Origin of the sequence: Enterovibrio gelatinilyticus (assembly GCF_028683095.1) — a bacterium.
GTDB classification, from domain to species: domain Bacteria; phylum Pseudomonadota; class Gammaproteobacteria; order Enterobacterales; family Vibrionaceae; genus Enterovibrio; species Enterovibrio gelatinilyticus.
This window is the reverse complement of sequence record NZ_JAJUBC010000013.1, coordinates 109,107-126,082: the sequence shown is the minus strand read 5'-3', so window position 1 is coordinate 126,082 and position 16,976 is coordinate 109,107. Positions and strand designations below refer to the sequence as shown.

Sequence of the window (16,976 nt, the reverse complement as noted above, 5' to 3'; positions counted from 1 at the left end):
AAAATGCAAAGCAGGGGGGAGTGAGGTGTGTGAAGCCCTATTAGCAAGGCGTCAATAAGACGCGGTCACAAAGGGCTCAGCAAGGGTTTTCCAGTAAGAAATCTTTAAATTTACTGGCGACGGGCGAGGCCACCGAAGCGGGGTGATAATACAGGTTCAAACTCCAAGTACTGGTTGTAAAGTCTTGCAGCAAGGGAATTAGCGCACCGTTTTCAACCGCATCTTGGGTGACGAATTGGGGAAGGTAAGCAATCCCCGCACCTTGGGAGACGCCGCGTAGCAAGAGGTCGCTGTCATTCACCTCAATGGTTTTCGGTACTTTCAGCACGATGTTTTCAACGCCTTTTTGGAAGATCCATTCGTTACTGCCCGTGAGTGTGGTCGCGACCAAACAGGCGTGATCCTGTAAATCTTCCGGTTGGGTGGGTAGCCCTTGTTGTTCTGTGTAGTGTGGCGCAGCCACCACCACAAACGGAGAGGCCAACAGTTCTCGTTTGACCAAGAGTAAGTCTTTTTCTCGGTAGCCCTGAAAGCGGGCGTTGGCACTGATCATTAAATCGCTGGTACTCGCATGGTCGAGCGCCCAAGGCGTGACGTTGATGTTGAACGTGACTTTTGGGTTGAGTCGGGTGTACTCGGTGATTTTGTCCATCAAATAATGGTTGGCATAAACCGGCGTGCAGGCAATGTTGATATGGCCTTTTTCGTTATCCTGAAACCCTGCCAGCTTCTGGCTTATGCGCTCGGCTTTGTCGACGATCGGCGAGAACTCTTCATAGAGAGTTTGACCCGCCTGTGTGGCTTCTAACAGGCGGTTAGAACGGTGGCAAAGGGTAGTGCCGAAATGTTGTTCCAATTCTTGTAGCCAGCGGCTTCCCGCAGAGACGGAGACATTAAACTGACGCGCTGCCGAAGAGATAGACCCTGTGCGGATCACGTAGATAAAGAATGCCATTTTATCGAGCATGAAATCTCTCCGAGGCTGTTTAGGTATATGCTAAATCCCTTTGTAAAAGATTCGGTTAACTTTTGCACGTGCGCCACGGGCAGTTTTCAGATTTAGTGAGTTGTTATCACGGGGGATAGCAGTTATTCGAATGGTTGGTGGTCATTACCCGCGATTTCGTCGGCCTTACATGCTACGGCGATTGAATACGGGATAAACCAAAAAATGCGCTTTGGCAACGAAACCAAAGCGCGGTGGAAAAGAGACTGTAAATCTAACGGAACTGACTACATTTGTGCTCCAAGTTGCCAAGGAACAAATTCATGATCACCCAGCCCATTCTGCTCGCTTTTGGACGCATCCCCAGAAGCGACGGCAATGATCAGGTCAAAGACTTCCTTTCCTTTATCTTGCAAGGAAACGCCTTCATCGATGATGTCACCGCAGTTGATATCCATATCCTCTTCCATTTTTTCGTAGAGGTTGGAGTTAGTGGCTAGCTTGATCGAAGGTGCGGGCTTGTAGCCAAATACCGAGCCACGTCCTGTGGTAAAGCAAATCAGTGTTGATCCAGAGGCGACTTGTCCCGTGATGGCGCACGGGTCATAACCAGGTCCATCCATAAGGACAAAGCCTTTCTTATCAATTTTTTCTGAGTATAAGTACACACCCATCAACGGAGAGGTTCCTGCTTTGGCGATAGCACCCAATGATTTTTCGAAAATGGTGGTTAATCCGCCCGCTTTGTTGCCGGGCGTTGGGTTGTTGTCCATTTCCCCACCGTTTTTAGCAGCATAGTTTTCCCACCACTTGATCCTCTCTACCAACTTTTGCCCAGCTTCTAGCGTTGCGGCTCGCTTTGTGAGCAGGTGTTCCGCGCCATACACTTCAGGGGTTTCAGAAAGCACTACCGTCCCGCCTGCGCTCACCAACAGATCAGCAGCGACACCCAATGCAGGATTGGCAGTGATCCCCGAATAACCATCAGAACCTCCGCACTGGAGTGCGATAGTGAGCTCTGATACTGGCTGCTCTGTTCGCTTGCACTCATTGGCGGTGAGCAGCATAGCTTTGATGAGCTCGACGCCAGCTTGGATCGTTTTGCGTGTCCCACCTTCATCTTGAATGATGAGTTTTCGAAATCCTTCGCCTTCAACGATGCCCGTTTCTTCGACCATTCGAGAGATTTGCATGACTTCGCAGCCTAATCCCACCATGAGCACGGATGCGAAATTGGGGTGGCAAGCGTAACCCATAAATGTGCGTTGAAGGTTATGGTATCCCTCGCCATCAGATTTGATGCAGCAACCTGCACCATGCACGAGCGGCACGACGCCATCAATATTGGGATAATTCTTGAGGATGCCGCTTTCCTTTACTGCTTCGGCGATCAGTTTTGCCACGGTAGCTGAGCAGTTCACGCTGGTCAGGATACCAATGTAGTTACGGGTTCCCACTTTTCCAGACCTACGCTTAAAGCCCATAAAGGTGCGGTCAGCCTGACTCAAATCAGGCGTAAACCGATTGGCATCACTGCAGAAATCGTAATCCCGTTCAACATCTTCTATGCCACAATTATGGCTGTGGACATGATCCCCTGCCGAAATAGCCGTTTTGGCAAACCCAATCACCTGCGCATATTTGGTGATTTCATCACCCTCGCTGTGGGCATTAATCGCCACCTTGTGACCTCTTGGGATGCCGTTTGTTACAACCAGATCGCCTACCGAGATGCGGGATCCGGCAGGAATATCTTCAAGTGCCAGTGCGACACTGTCTTTTTCATTGAGGAGTGCGACTTTCTTTATTGATGGGTTGCTCATAGCGACTTTCCCTTTTCCCAAACGAACGCTCTAGCTTTCAGAGCCGTTAGATTTCCATTGTTTAAATGAACGAAGCATGTCGTTTCTCCACGCAACCGCATCCTTCAATCCCATCCCTTTCTCAAGCGCATCTACCTCGGCAGCGGCATTTTTAGCAGCGTTAAGATCCCACTTAGTTGGGTTGGAACGACTTTGAGCGATACCGAAGTTAAAGCCTCTGAACCTTTCCGCGTAATCAACCAATCCCCCTGGCGCATTGTGAGAAATCGTTTGAAATGGCCCCATGAATGCCCAGCGATGACTCAGCCCGTCGCTTATGCACTTATCAATGACGTCGACGGACGCATAACCTTCTTGGTATAGCCACCATGCTTCATTGAGCAGCGCGCCTTGCAGTCGGTTCAAAATAAAGCCTTCTATTTCTTTGCTCACCACCACAGGGGTTTGACCAATGTCGTCCATTAGCGCCGTGGCTTTTTCCGTGACATTTGGATCTGTCCAAGGGGCAGGCACCATTTCAACTAAAGGGATCAAGTGCGGGGGGTTAACAGGGTGCGCGATAAGGCACTGCGCTCTGTGGCTTAACGCTTCAGAAAATGCCGAACAGGGAATGCTGGATGACGAGCTGGCAAGAATGACATCGTCATCCACCAAGCTATCCATAGCCGAGAAAATCTCTTGTTTGGCCTCCAGTGTTTCAAAAATCGACTCTTGAACATAACCTGCGCCATTTAACGCTTCAGCCAGCGATGCGGTGTACTTGATTCGTTGAATGACCTCATCCGCATTCGCACTTGTGTTTAACGATGCAAGCTCTTGTCGGATATAACGCTCAGAGTTCGCAAAGGATGTGTCATCTCTGTCATATATATGAACGTCATAGCCAGCATTAGCAAATGCGATAGCCCATGAGGAGCCAATGAGCCCGGAACCAATTACGGTGACTTTAAACATGAATATTCTCTTTTCAGTATCTGCTTTAATTGGTTGTGAGATAAATCATTCAAAATAGAATGTCTCACTGTTAGGGTTAAATAATGTCATTCACCCAAGATCGTAAGAGGTAACCATAGAGTGAGTTGCGGCCAAATTAATGCAATAGCCAAACCCAAAACCTGAATGATGACAAAGGGAATAATGGCCCGATATATTGTTTTAATATTGATGCCTTTAGCGACACCCTTTATATAAAACAATGCGTAGCCAAAAGGTGGTGTGAGAAAACTGGTTTGAAGATTAATCGCCACCAACATCGCAAACCATAGCAATTGTTGTTCGGGTGTTAGGCCAAGACCAAAATCCATATTGGCAATAATCGGGGCGAAAAGCGGGAGCACAATGAAGCTGATTTCTACCCATTCAAGGAAAAAGCCCAGAACAAATATGATTCCCAACAAAAGTAAAAGGGTTCCGTATGGGCCAAAATCGAATGAAAAGATGGCAGCTTCAATCATTCCATTGCCTTTAAGCCCTTTAAAAACCATGCTGAACAGCGTCGCACCAACAAGAACGGCCAAAATCATCCCTGATGTCCTTCCTGTTTCGAGAACACATGTCTTCAGATTTTGATACGTGAGTTTTCGGTTTATAGCAGCAAGGATAATTGCACAAATCACCCCGAGGCCTGCCGCTTCTGTTGGCGTTGCAACTCCCGTAGCAATGGTGCCAAGAACGGTCAGGATGAGCGCCAAAGGCGCAAAGAGGTCTCGACATAAAGCAAGGAATAGCGAACCTTCGTTTTCCCTTTTCTTCACAGCGGGTGCGACATCGGGTTTGATAATGGAAATGAAAATGATGTATCCGATATAGAGCCCGCCAAGCAACATGCCGGGGAAGACAGCAGCAAGAAAGAGATCTCCTACTGATATTTGTAGGATATCGCCCACAAGCACCAACATGATGGAGGGCGGAATTAATATCCCCAAGGTGCCGGATGCGGCAATCGTCCCGACGGCGAGCTTGGGGTCATATTTCTCTTTCAACATGACCGGCAAGGCTAGCACACCCAGCATAACGACGGATGCCCCCACAATACCCGTACTTGCCGCCATAATGATGCCAAGTAACGCCACGGATATTGCTAACCCACCTCGGCGACCCCCTAAAAGGCGTTCCAATGAATAAAGAAGGTTTTCAGCAAGCCCTGATTTATCTAATAACGTGCCCATGAAAACAAAAAGGGGAACAGCGAGAAGAAGCCAGTTGGAAATAACACCGGCATAAATACGTGACACACCGATGCCGAGAAATGCATATGGTAAATCTCCGACAAAGGCAAAAACAACGCCAACGCCACCAAGAACAAAGGCAACAGGATAGCCAACAAAAATACCCATCATTAAACAAATAACCATGGATAGCGGGAGGATATATTCCATTTATTTACCCTCACTCTGGTTGGGTTTAATTAAACGCTTAATGTTCTTGATGATAAGGAAAACACCTGCGGCCATTAATAAAGCAAAGCCAATTGGGATGGTTGATTTAATTAAAAACCGGTCATATAAACCGTCATAGTCTGACCCTTCATCAATCCTTAATGCGCGAGCCGTGGAGTCTATGCCAAGATCAACAACGACATAGCAAAACGGGAGAAGAAAAATGATGTGCCCAATCGTGTCTACGATACGTTTGGTTCGGCTAGACATATTCTGGCGGATAAAATCGACTCTGACATGAGAATCTGTCACCAGTCCACCTGCAATGGTTAGCATCAGCATAAGACCAAACAGGTGCCATTGAAGATCACCAAGACTTGCTGACGTCAATCGCGAGCCAAAGAGTAGGATGTCGTCCTTCCATTCAGCAATTTTGCCAATGTCTAGAAGGGAGGCCAAAACTGAAAGGCCCACAAGGAAGACTATCGGGATAATGAGCCACGCTGCGATTTCACTCACCCAAACAATCCCTTTCAGGACTGTTTGGGTGATACCGCGCTGGCTGTCATGAGTTTTTAATTCATCACTCATTACTGCCAACCTGCTTTATTTAGGGATTGATTGAAGCGAGTTCCAGCGGTCCGCTGCAGAAGCGTAGGCTTTCATCGACTGATAGGCTTCGCCATACAGTGCGTCTTTTGCCGCTTCTTCTTCCAACACTGCTTCTGCAACCGTGCGGAGTTCCGCCAATACCGGATCAGGGAATCGTTTTACAACAGTTCCCGTCGCCTCAAACGCTTCGATTTGAGGTGTTTGTGCCGGAGGTGCTGCGTTCAGCGTCCACATTAGGCTGGTCTGACACGCAGCTTCCATCATTGCTTGCTCCTGTTTGGAGTAGCTTTTCCACACATCCATGTTGATCAGTAACGTGTCGACACTGGCTGGCTGATGCCAACCTGGGTAGTAGTAAAACTTGGCAATTTTATTAAAGCCCAGTTGCTTATCAATGATTGGGAGGGAAAACTCGGTCGCGTCGATACGTCCGCGTTCCAATGCCAGATAGATTTCGCCAGCAGGTAAATACTGTGCAGAGGCACCGAGTTCATTCAGTACGCGGGCACCGACACCGGCCATACGCATTTTCAACCCGTTAAAATCTTTGATGGAATTGATTTCTTTATTAAACCAACCGCCTGGCTCTGGGTTTGTCACGTGGCATGCGAGTACTTTGACATTCAGCTTATCAAAACCACGTTGGATGATTTCAAGGCCGCCACCAAGGTGTAGCCATGAAGCTAAAACACTTGGGTCAGCGCCAAATGGGGTTGCAGCAATTTTAGCGACCGGAACTTGTCCACCCCATTGACCGAGGAATGTCCAACCTGCTGGAATTGCGCCTGAGCCGACGCTTTCAAGGATCTCTCCTGCAGGAACGAGTTCACCTGCACCATAGAGTTTAAAACCCATTTTCCCACCCGACATATCTCTCAACGTTTTATCCATGAGTTTTGTACTGTCACTTAAAAAAACGAGGTCTTTAGGGATACTCAAGTGAACATCTAACTCTTTGGCAGACGCGGCTCCACTTGCTAGTACAGCAATCGCAGAAACAGCAACCATGCTTTTCATCAATAGTTTCTTCATGCGTTTTCTCCAAACGTTTTAGCGTTACATTATGGAAATAAAAACAGGGTAAACGATTACCTAAAAGTCTGCTGATTGATTAACAATTTGTCAACATTGCAATTGTAGTTGTGCTGAGACAACGTCAGCCATTCTGTAATTTTATTAACTTAAATAATTGTTATTTAACAAATATATTTTATTTAAAAGAATTGAATTGCGACATTCAGGTGCTGAATGTATGTTATGTTGCTTGACAAAGATGTACGTCATAGCCACTATTTTAGGTAAATCGATTACCCTTCATGTGTTCACCTGACTTTCACAATACTGGTAGATGTGAGTGGATAATCGGCACAATTAGAGATAGGAAAATAGAGTGGCAGACAAGGCCAAAAAAGCGAAAATCACAGATGTTGCAAACCTTGCCGGTGTGTCTGTTGCCACCGTGTCGAGGATAATTAATGGCGTGGCGAAAAAAGCCTCGCCCGACACTGTGCGTAAAGTAAAAGCTGCGATTGCAGAACTGAATTACCAGCCTTCTGGCGTAGGTAGAGCACTGCGCCGCAACAAGTCCCATTTAATCGCGATGGTGATACCAGACGCGAATAATGCGTTTTACGCTGCGGTAGCTACATCCGTCGAGTCAGCACTTCGCCAAAAAGGTTACTCGATGATTCTGTGTAACTCAGATGAAGACGCAGACACACAAGATCTCTATTTAACAGAGATGCGCTCGCTATTGGTCAGTGGGGTGGCCTTACTCGGGGCTGTGCCCAGTCCTGAACTTGAAAAAATGGTAAACAGCGGATTTCCTGTTGTCTTTATTAACCGTAAAGCGCCGAAAGGTTTGATGGCTCCCTTTGTAGGAATAGACAACTATGCGGCTGGAGCCTGTGTCGCCGAGCAGTTTATCAATCAAGGGTACACTGAATGTGCCGCGATTCATGGACCATTGCACTCGCCAGCGCAGCAGGATCGCTATCAAGGCTACGTTGATAGGCTATCGCAAGAAGGGATTCAAATACGACCAGAATGGGTACGCGAAGCGAAGCTCACCATTGAATCAGGTTACTCTGCCGCTTCATCTTTGCTGACAGGCTCAGACAAGTCTTTTCCAAGAGCAATATTTTGCGGAAACGATCCGATTGCCTACGGGACTTATCGACGCTGCCAAGATCTGGGCCTACAGATACCTAAAGATATCGCGCTATTCGGATTTGATGACAATCCCCTTAATCAATGGTTAGCGCCTTGGTTGAGTACCATTCATGCACCCTATGACAGTTTTGGTGCTGCAGTCGTGAGTGCGTTCGAACGCACTTGGGGTAATGAATCAGGCTCACAGGAAATGGAAACGATTTTGCCATTTTCTGTTACACAAAGAACTTCGGTTTAATACCAAAAGAAAAATTCGGCGTCATTCTGCGCCGTTTTTTTTAAACGAATAGGGTAAACGATTACCTTTTCGTGAAAGCGATTAAACCGGCGTGATTGTCATGAAAAACAGTGACGCCACACAAGGAGTAAATCATGAAAGTTCAGGAGCGGTTTACGTTAAAACCGGGGCTAAGGGTTTTGATCACGGCTGGTGCCTCTGGCATTGGAAGAGCCATGGCGGAACGTTTTTCTGACAGTGGTGCCAAGGTGCATGTCTGTGACATTTCTGAAGAAGCGCTTGTGCGTGTTCAGAAAGAGCGCCCAGAATTTGGGGTGACGCGTTGTGATGTCAGTGACTCATCTCAAATTAAACAGCTATTTAATGACGCTATCCACCATCTTGGTGGTCTTGATGTGCTGATCAATAACGCCGGTATCGCAGGGCCAACAGCGGCAATAGAAGACATTGATGAAGAACAGTGGAATCAGACGATCAACATCAACTTAAACAGTCAGTACCTCTGTACACGGTTAGCGGCACCAATCCTTAAACAACAAGGTGATGGTGTGATCATTAATATCTCGTCTCAAGCCGGCCGTTTTGGCTTTGCCAACCGCACTCCCTACGCCGCTGCGAAATGGGGAATAGTTGGGCTGACCGCGAGTTTAGCCAAAGAGTTGGGGCCTGATGGCATTCGGGTAAACAGTATCTTGCCTGGCATCGTCGAAGGTCCACGTATCGAGGGAGTGATTCGCGCCCGTGCTGAGCTTACTGGAACGAGTTATGAAGAAACTAGGCAGCAGAGCTTAGATCAAATTTCACTAAGGCGAATGGTGTCAGCAGAGGACATCGCTGACATGGCGCTGTTTCTGTGTATGCCTGCTGGGGGCAACATATCTGGACAATCTATCAGCGTGTGTGGAAATGTTGAATCGCTGTAGCGCGTGAATCGTGTTCCCAACCTAGTGAGAAATAATATGGCTAAATCGAACAAAGTAATCATCACTTGTGCGGTGACAGGTGCAATTCATACGCCCTCTATGTCACCTCATTTACCCGTGACGGCAGAGGACATTGCGAAATCTGCCATTGAAGCAGCGGAAGCGGGTGCGGCAGTGCTTCACCTGCATGCCAGAGACCCCATTGATGGGCGACCGACTCAAGAACCCGCAGAGTTTGAAAAGTTTCTACCACACATCAAAGAAAGTACCAACGCGGTCATTAACATTACAACGGGCGGCAGCCCCCACATGACGGTTCAGGAGCGATTACAACCCGCACTGAAATTTCAGCCTGAATTGGCTTCGCTAAACATGGGATCAATGAATTTTGGTTTGTACCCGATGTTGAAGCGGTTTAAAGATTTCAATCATGAGTGGGAGAAAGCACACCTAGAGAACAGCCGTGACTTGGTGTTTAAAAACACCTTTTCCGACATTGAGTACATATTGGAAACTTGCGGCAATAATGGCACAAGGTTCGAATTTGAATGTTATGACACTTCTCACCTCTATAACTTGGCGCACTTTGTCGACCGTGGACTCGTAAAACCCCCTTTCTTTGTTCAGACAGTCTTTGGGCTGTTAGGCGGGATTGGCGGACATCCGGAAGATCTGATGCACATGAAAAGGACCGCTGATCGGTTGTTTGGTGATGAATATCATTGGTCAATTCTGGGTGCGGGGCGTAGTCAGATCTCGCTCGCCACTATGGGTGCATCCATGGGGGCTAATGTGAGGGTAGGACTAGAGGATTCTCTTTGGGCTGGCCCCGGTCGTATGGCCGAGTCAAATGCCACTCAGGTATCGATGATTCGGCAAGTGCTTAGCGGGCTTTCGCTCGACATCGCGACGCCAGAAGAAGCAAGAAAGATGTTGGCGCTGAAAGGGGCGAATAACGTCGCGTTCTAGTTCAGCGATAAGCATGCTTTTAGACGCAAAATACACCGGATCCAAGCACATGACGCGTAATCTGAAATGAAAGGAACATAATCATGATATATCAGCTGGATGAAGCCCAAGTTCACTATGATCCAGAAAACTGTTTTATTGCAGAAAGCGCAGATGTGATTGGCTCCGTCACTTTAGGCGAGTCTGTCAGTGTATGGTTCCATGCTGTTGTACGAGCAGACACTAGCCCAGTTGTGGTTGGCATGAGAACCAATGTCCAAGATGGTGCCGTTTTACACGCCGATCCCGGCTATCCGCTCCACATTGGTTGCAACGTGACTATAGGCCATAAAGCCGTGATTCATGGTTGTACCATCGGTGATGGCAGTCTCATTGGTATTAATACCGTTGTCTTAAATGGTGCATCAATCGGTCGGAATTGTTTAATTGGCGCGAACGCGCTGATACCTGAGGGAATGAATGTTCCCGACGGTTCACTCGTGATTGGCTCTCCAGGAAAAGTGAAACGACAGCTTTCAGACGCAGAGAAAGAGGGCTTATACGAGTCTGCAAAACACTATGTGGAAAATGGTATTCGTTTTCGGGAAGGGCTTAAAATTCAACAGTAAAGTGACAACATAAAAGCGCCGTGTGAACGGCGCTTTCTTATCTAATTCGAATCCGTAAATAATTAACGAATCACATCAATCTCGACTTTCTTACCGAGCGACATAGCAAGGTTGTTGTCGTAATACGCGGCTTCATTAATGAAATGCGGGTAAGCATCGTAATCGCCTTCCCAGCAAACTTCGGTGCCGTCAAACAGGGTGAAGATAGGGTCGCCGTTACGCAGTACGGTGAAGTCAGCATCTTGTACATTCTTATGTACCATACCAAGGCGTTCACCCTCTTCACTTTCAGGTAATTTGAGCGTCTCTTCGTAGCGGTAGGCAGAAACGGTGGCTGGCAGTTCAGGCACTTCGTTCTTGTTGAACAACTCGACAAAATCCAGAATGTGGGCGGTCATTTCGTCCATCCAATCCAGCACATCTTGTCGAACCACAGATTGAGATTGCGGGCCGATTTCTACGATGATGCCTTGGTCTGCGATTGAGCAGAGGAAGTAATGCTCTTCGACCGAACAATGGTCTTCAAACAGAATCACGGCGTTGGCCATACGGGCAGACACATACGCGGCTAGCTGGGTGTTAAACGCATCTGCTTTCAGCAAAATGATGGTCGGGCCCATGTTGCTGGTGGTGTTGTGCAGGTCGATAACCAAATCAGTACGGGCATTGCCTTTTGGGCCAAGCTGAGCGTTGATCACTTTGGCACGGCTTTGCTCGTAATTGCTTAATGCCATGTTCGCGAGATCGGCAGGAAGGAACTGTCGGTTGAGATCGCAATCAAGATAACGTTTGTTATCGCGAAAGCCATTAGGGTTAGCAAAGAGTGTTTCCGTTTCAAAGCTGGCGCGGCGAATAAGCGCAGGGGAAGCCTGCCACTTTTTAAGAAGATAAATACCGCTGAATTCGTTGCCGTGGGTACCGCCGACAATGGCTACCCGATTGAATGTGCTCATCCTTGTCCTCTCCTGATAGACGAAAATTCAATATATCAGGGAGATGAGCAATCCCCAAGCGCTTCGACATACTTGAGGAGTGCATAATCATTCAATAATCGTATGGTTACTCGTCATGCCAACGGTCTTTGTACGCACTTGAGTAGTCTGGTACGTCGGTAATTTTGTTGTCAGACGTTGGTTCCAACGGCCCGACAACAGTGCGAAATGGCAAAATACCTGCCCACACATCAATGTCCATGTCTGCCAGATCATCGTTTACGCCATGACGTCCAATTTTTACCGAGGTTTCATCCAGCGGCATCACCAGCATTTCTGTGGCGGTGAGTTCTTTCTCGTTGCCGGGGCGCGCTTCTTTGCTTCGCCCTGGGGCGATTTGCTCAAGAAACGCATCCAGTGCGATGGATTTTTCGCCGTTGTCATCCACCACAGAAAAGCGGCCAAAAGCCATGGCGCAGCGATAATGCGCACTGTGATGAAAGGCAGAACGTGCCAATACCCATGCATCCAAAATTGAGAACGTCATGCTGCATGGCTCACCATTTTTAAGGTGCTTCAGCATTTGGCTGTTTTTCGCGCCATGAATATAGATGTTGTTGCCGATACGCCATGCAAGCATAGGGATGACAGTAGGGCCGCGTTTGTCATTGAACGCGACGTGCGCGAGTTTGGATTCGTCAATGATGCTGTAAAGCGCCTCTTGGTCTTTCACGGCTTTGTGAGCGCCTTTTCTTACGCGTGTTCTTTCTGTTGTTCCTACTGTCATAACCTTTCCCTTCTTTTGGCGCTGTTTTGCGTTTGTTTGTCCGTTGACTTGCAATTTACGGATAAACTGGCACCTTAAATAGAGCCAGTTTGAATAACTCAATAGATCCAATTTGAGGCGAGGTGAGATGCAACCCATTGATATCGGTGATTTACGCTTAGATGCGAGCAATACGTCCAAGCAAAGTGCCTTGTACCTTGCGGTTCAAGACAAGATTTTGAATGGCCTGTGGCCGACGAACGGACGTTTACCTGCGACGCGCTTGTTGGCGGAAGAACTGCGCGTGAGCCGAAACACGGTGACTGCCGTGTATGAGCAATTGAAAGCGGAAGGCTACATTGAGAGCCGACGTGGCGCAGGGTATTTCATTCAATGGGCAATGCCTGATCAGTATTTGCATACAAATATCAACAGCGAGCGCCAGCGCTCACCGGAAACTAAATGCGTTGTTGCTGATAGGGAAGAAAAGCGACCGCCTTTTGATGCGCATGTTAGAAACCGACCTTTCGCGCCCGGAGTGCCCGATCTTGCGCAATTTCCCTACAAGAAGTGGGCAAGATCGCTGCAATGTCATTTTCAACGCGCGCACCTTGGTGGGCAGAATGACATTCAGGGCAATCTTGCGCTTCGCCAAGCACTGAGTGACTACCTGTCATTTAGCCGCTCAGTGGATGCGTCGCCGCAGCGCATCATCATTACCGTGGGTGCGCAACAGGCGTTGTATATCGCCATTAACGCCATTCTTGATGCGGGTGAGAAGGTGATGATGGAAAACCCCGGTTACGCGCAAATGCGCAAGGTGCTTGATCGCAGCAACATTGATGTGTCCTACATGCCTGTTGATGCGATAACAGGGGCAGATATTTCATTGCTCGATAAGTTTGATGGCAAGGCGGTGTACCTGACGCCAAGTAATCAATACCCCATGGGAACAAGTTTAAACACCAATGACAGGATGCGATGCATTGAGTGGGCAACGCAGAAAACCCAAGGAGAGCAAGCAAGGTGGATCATCGAAGATGATTACGACAGTGAATTCCAATTCGCGAATCGTCCCTATCCTTCACTTCAAGGTTTAGCGGCCAAGTTTCAAGGTGAAGCCGCCAACGTCATTTATATCGGCACGTTCAGTAAAACACTGCTGCCTGCGATCCGTGTCGGCTACATGGTGGTGCCAGAGTCTCTCGTCGAGAAATGCTTGAGCGTAAAAGACGCTATCGGCGGCGACACTGCCATGCACATTGAAGAAGTCTTGGCGGAGTTTATCGCGGAAGGGGATTACCTTCGGCATATCCGAAAAATGCGGACCTTGTATCAAGAAAAACAGCGGGTATTTGTCGAAGCCTTACATCAACATTTTGGCGACGAAGTGGAAGTGATCAGCCAAGCGGCGGGGTTGCATGTTACATTTCGTTGGCAAGGTGGATTAACCGCGCTAGAAGCCAAAGCGTTGTTAGAAGAAAAGGGGGTAACGATCCGCACATTGCTGTTTTACTGCGATGCCGACTCAGTGAGTGACATGCCCGAGTGGATGCAGCGAACCTTGGTAGCAGGGTTTGGCAACAGTTCGCTGGATGATATCCGCCAAGGCGTGAAGAAATTGGCAGAGTGTTTTTCTTGCCAGTAGGTTTAGTCAACCAATTCGATACCCAGCGCTTCTAACAAGCCAAGCGCTTCATAGCGAGAAAATTTGGCGGCGGTGAGATTGTTATCAAGAACACTAAGAAACAGGTTGGTGGACTCCGTAAAATCTGCGTTTTGTAAGTTGGTACGCATAAACACGCTATGAGTGAAATCACAGTAGGTCATTGACGCATCGCTGAAATCACCTTCTCTAAAATCCGCGTCGTGAAGTTTGCACTCTTTGAGAATCAGTCCTTTCAAGGTTAACCCAAAAAACGAATTGTCGTTCATGATGCACTGGCGAAAAGACATGTCGGCATCAGCGCGATAATTCGGCCAATCAGCCAAGCTCCAGTCAATGCCTACGAGCTTACACTCAATGAAAGACACCTCTGAAAAGCGGGCAAAGGGGACTTTCATTAAGCTCAGATTGCATCGAATGAAGGTGCAGTTGATGAATTTGCACTGTCTAAATTTTGATTCAGAGAACTGACAGTCTCGAAATTCACACTCTTCGAATTCAATAGATTCGAGGTTTTCTCCTGTTAAATCAATTCGATCGAAAGTCTGATCATAGTACTCAGAGTGGCTTTGCGGTTTATTCATGGTGCTCTCGTTGTTTGTAATGGCGTATCCCGACCAATTAAGGACGGATAATGGTGCGATTATACAGAGGAGTTCCTGCAAACTTCGTAAAGAATTTGCTGTGCAGATCGCCATTCAAGATCAAAGAATGTGCCTAGAAAATAAGAATTAAACGTAATTCTAAATATTGCGCAACGCGACGTTAATCCGTGCTGCTAGAGTGACTATGAGCGGTTAGAAATCATGCGGATATGAATAGGTCTAGGCGTGGTCTGCTATTGCGCTTGACTGTTCTGGTGTTGGTCTTGACGAGGGTTGGATACCTTTCGCGGAACAGAATTGTCAGGAGAAAGCAAAAGATTCTTTCTGGGTATTCGTGTGATTGAAGAGGCTGGGTACATAATTGAACGCAACGCAATAATTGCATCTTATTGCATATTATTGTAGGCAATTTTTCTCCGTCTATATGCTCTTGATTATCTCGCTGAGAGAGTCAGAAATGTGGTCTTGTATCAAAATAGATTTCCGGCACTCTCTGTTGTTACTTTTTCGATGTATATCGTTTTTAGCTATAACGACATAACACCTGTGACTTTAATAAAACCAATGGGGTAATCAAAATAATAACTCAAGGCGAGTGGAAAGTAGTGTGTAGTTTGATTCCTTAGCCAGATTTACTCCAATGGGTTTGATGCGCCAAAAAGGCAATAAACACGGCTTCCGTGTTGCTTCCGAATGTGACTGCTTGCAATGCACTCACGCTTGGCCTGAGGCCTTTCACACATAAGGTGTTAATACCCATAAAGGGGGAGAACCATGGTCGATACTCATCAGGGTTTGGCTTCTCAGTTACATGAAGCGCTGCTAATTGTAGAGGATGACCCAGAAACACAAAGAAAATATAGCCAAGCGCTGGAAGGCGAAGGCTCTTTACTCACTGCGAACTCTTTGGGTGTATCTGCATCTTTGCAGCAGTTTTTGACCGCAGTTGTTTTGATTGGGCGGTGTGACGCAAATACCTTGTCTTTGATAAAAGAGATGCTGTCTTATGCGCCGCGCACGAAAATCTTGGTTGTGGTAGAAAATGACAAAGACAGCGATGCTGTGCTTGCTTTAGAAGCTGGCGCATTTGATGTGATAGAGCGGCCATTTAGTGATGAATACTTAAGGCTGCTTATGCGCCGTGCCCGTCATGTCGCTAAGTTGGAACAAGAAGTTTATCGTCTTAAGAGTTTTGAGCGTCGGCAAGATTCTATTGTGGGTGGAAGCCCACAGATGATGCAGTTGCTACGAATGGTTGACCGTGTGTCGTTAACGGATATCAACACTCTTATCATTGGTGAAAGTGGGACGGGAAAAGGTCTGCTTGCTAGAGCAGTTCATGATCGTAGTTCTCGAAGTGAGAAACCGTTTATCACGATTAACTGTGCGTCTATTCCAGAAGCATTGCTCGAAAACGAATTATTTGGTGTTGAAAATGACACCTCCGGTGTTCATCGAGTGAAGCTGGGTAAAATCGAATCTGCACATGGTGGAACCTTGTTTTTGGATGAAATTGGCGACATGCCACTGCACATTCAAGGCAAGATTTTACGATTCTTGCAAAGTAGGCTCGTGGACCGTGTTTCAGGTAGGCATGCCATTCCTGTCGATGTGAAAATTGTTTGCGCGACACATCAGGATTTGAGGCAAAAGAGTTCGGAAAAGCGCTTTCGAGATGATTTGTTAAACATCGTTGGCGAAGTGGCAATTTCCATTCCCCCCTTAAGAGAGCGCAGCGATGACATTCTATTGCTCGCCAAGACCTTCTTGCTTCAGTTTAATCAGTCGATGAATCGTAATGTTTCAGGCTTTACTGAAGATGCCTTGGAAGCCTTGCAGGCTCATGTATGGCCTGGGAATGTTAGGGAGCTTCAAAACAAGATTAAGTCTGCCGTGATTATGGCCGATGGAAACCACATTACAGCATCCGACTTGGCGCTAACAAAAGAACACAAGAAGGATTCAGGCTTACCACTGAACATCCGCCAGGTAAGAGAGGAAGCAGAGCGCCAAGCAGTCACGCGTGCTCTGGCTAGAGCGGAAGGAAATATGTCTCAAACTGCAAACTTGTTAGGAGTCTCTCGTCCGACTTTATACACCTTGATTGATAAATATGCGCTGCAGCGCTAACCAACGCTGTGCCATAAGTTGGTTATCGTGGCTTGATTCAATAGTGAGACTGAAGGTGAAATAGGCGTTCCTTTTGCTTTGGCTTCTTTGAGGAGCATATACAGTGAATATAGGTATGGGTTAATTGTAGCGGTTGATGTATGTGTCGTTGATTGTCTCTGGCACGAATAACGTCAACGTAAATTGAATTAACCTGCCTACTTCTTCT

15 protein-coding genes are annotated in these 16,976 nt (G+C 47.3%); 6 read left to right on the top strand and 9 right to left on the bottom strand.

Annotation, left to right across the window (positions count from 1 at the left end):
- Positions 1-76 precede the first annotated feature (76 nt).
- The 6 genes from LRP50_RS13035 to LRP50_RS13010 form a co-directional block, all read right to left on the bottom strand.
- Entirely contained in the window at positions 77-967 is an 891-nt protein-coding gene (locus tag LRP50_RS13035) for a LysR family transcriptional regulator (protein ID WP_274164901.1), read from the bottom strand.
- Positions 968-1,233: 266 nt separating this feature from the next.
- A complete protein-coding gene (locus tag LRP50_RS13030; protein ID WP_274164900.1) occupies positions 1,234-2,769 on the bottom strand; it encodes a UxaA family hydrolase in 1,536 nt (511 codons plus the stop codon).
- A gap of 30 nt (positions 2,770-2,799) precedes the next feature.
- Positions 2,800-3,723 carry a 3-hydroxyacyl-CoA dehydrogenase gene (locus LRP50_RS13025; protein ID WP_274164899.1) on the bottom strand — a complete coding sequence of 308 codons (924 nt, stop codon included), beginning with the start codon at positions 3,721-3,723 and terminating at the stop codon, positions 2,800-2,802.
- Positions 3,724-3,809: 86 nt separating this feature from the next.
- Positions 3,810-5,147, bottom strand: a complete 1,338-nt coding sequence (locus LRP50_RS13020; protein WP_274164898.1) for a TRAP transporter large permease — start codon at positions 5,145-5,147, stop codon at positions 3,810-3,812.
- Positions 5,148-5,738, bottom strand: a complete 591-nt coding sequence (locus LRP50_RS13015; protein WP_274164897.1) for a TRAP transporter small permease subunit — start codon at positions 5,736-5,738, stop codon at positions 5,148-5,150. It abuts the gene before it with no gap.
- 15 nt (positions 5,739-5,753) lie between these two features.
- Positions 5,754-6,791, bottom strand: coding sequence for a TRAP transporter substrate-binding protein (locus LRP50_RS13010; RefSeq protein ID WP_274164896.1), 1,038 nt, complete (start codon positions 6,789-6,791; stop codon positions 5,754-5,756).
- A 358-nt stretch (positions 6,792-7,149) separates the two neighbouring features.
- Between LRP50_RS13010 and LRP50_RS13005 the strand changes: the two genes are divergently transcribed.
- From LRP50_RS13005 to LRP50_RS12990, 4 genes are all read left to right on the top strand, one after another.
- Positions 7,150-8,169 (top strand): LacI family DNA-binding transcriptional regulator, encoded by a 1,020-nt coding sequence (locus tag LRP50_RS13005; protein ID WP_274164895.1) that lies wholly within the window; start codon positions 7,150-7,152, stop codon positions 8,167-8,169.
- Positions 8,170-8,303: 134 nt separating this feature from the next.
- Positions 8,304-9,092 (top strand): SDR family oxidoreductase, encoded by a 789-nt coding sequence (locus LRP50_RS13000; RefSeq protein WP_274164894.1) that lies wholly within the window; start codon positions 8,304-8,306, stop codon positions 9,090-9,092.
- 36 nt (positions 9,093-9,128) lie between these two features.
- Complete coding sequence (kce, locus tag LRP50_RS12995; RefSeq protein WP_274164893.1) at positions 9,129-10,061, top strand: 3,5-dioxohexanoate:acetyl-CoA acetone transferase; 933 nt, start codon at positions 9,129-9,131, stop codon at positions 10,059-10,061.
- An 83-nt stretch (positions 10,062-10,144) separates the two neighbouring features.
- Positions 10,145-10,669, top strand: a complete 525-nt coding sequence (locus LRP50_RS12990) for a gamma carbonic anhydrase family protein (RefSeq protein ID WP_274164892.1) — start codon at positions 10,145-10,147, stop codon at positions 10,667-10,669.
- Positions 10,670-10,731: 62 nt separating this feature from the next.
- Here the strand turns inward: LRP50_RS12990 and LRP50_RS12985 are convergent, their stop codons facing one another.
- On the bottom strand, positions 10,732-11,622 hold the full coding sequence (locus LRP50_RS12985) for an aspartoacylase (protein WP_274164891.1): 891 nt from the start codon (positions 11,620-11,622) through the stop codon (positions 10,732-10,734).
- Between the two features lie 106 nt (positions 11,623-11,728).
- Positions 11,729-12,388, bottom strand: a complete 660-nt coding sequence (locus LRP50_RS12980) for a pyridoxamine 5'-phosphate oxidase family protein (protein WP_274164890.1) — start codon at positions 12,386-12,388, stop codon at positions 11,729-11,731.
- 127 nt (positions 12,389-12,515) lie between these two features.
- Between LRP50_RS12980 and pdxR the strand changes: the two genes are divergently transcribed.
- Positions 12,516-14,015 (top strand): MocR-like pyridoxine biosynthesis transcription factor PdxR, encoded by a 1,500-nt coding sequence (gene pdxR / locus LRP50_RS12975; protein WP_274164889.1) that lies wholly within the window; start codon positions 12,516-12,518, stop codon positions 14,013-14,015.
- A 2-nt stretch (positions 14,016-14,017) separates the two neighbouring features.
- On the opposite strand, the gene LRP50_RS12970 is transcribed toward pdxR, so the two are convergent.
- A complete protein-coding gene (locus tag LRP50_RS12970; protein ID WP_274164888.1) occupies positions 14,018-14,617 on the bottom strand; it encodes a pentapeptide repeat-containing protein in 600 nt (199 codons plus the stop codon).
- A gap of 795 nt (positions 14,618-15,412) precedes the next feature.
- On the opposite strand from LRP50_RS12970, the gene LRP50_RS12965 reads away from it, so the two are divergent.
- Complete coding sequence (locus tag LRP50_RS12965; RefSeq protein WP_274164887.1) at positions 15,413-16,768, top strand: sigma 54-interacting transcriptional regulator; 1,356 nt, start codon at positions 15,413-15,415, stop codon at positions 16,766-16,768.
- Positions 16,769-16,976: the final 208 nt, after the last annotated feature.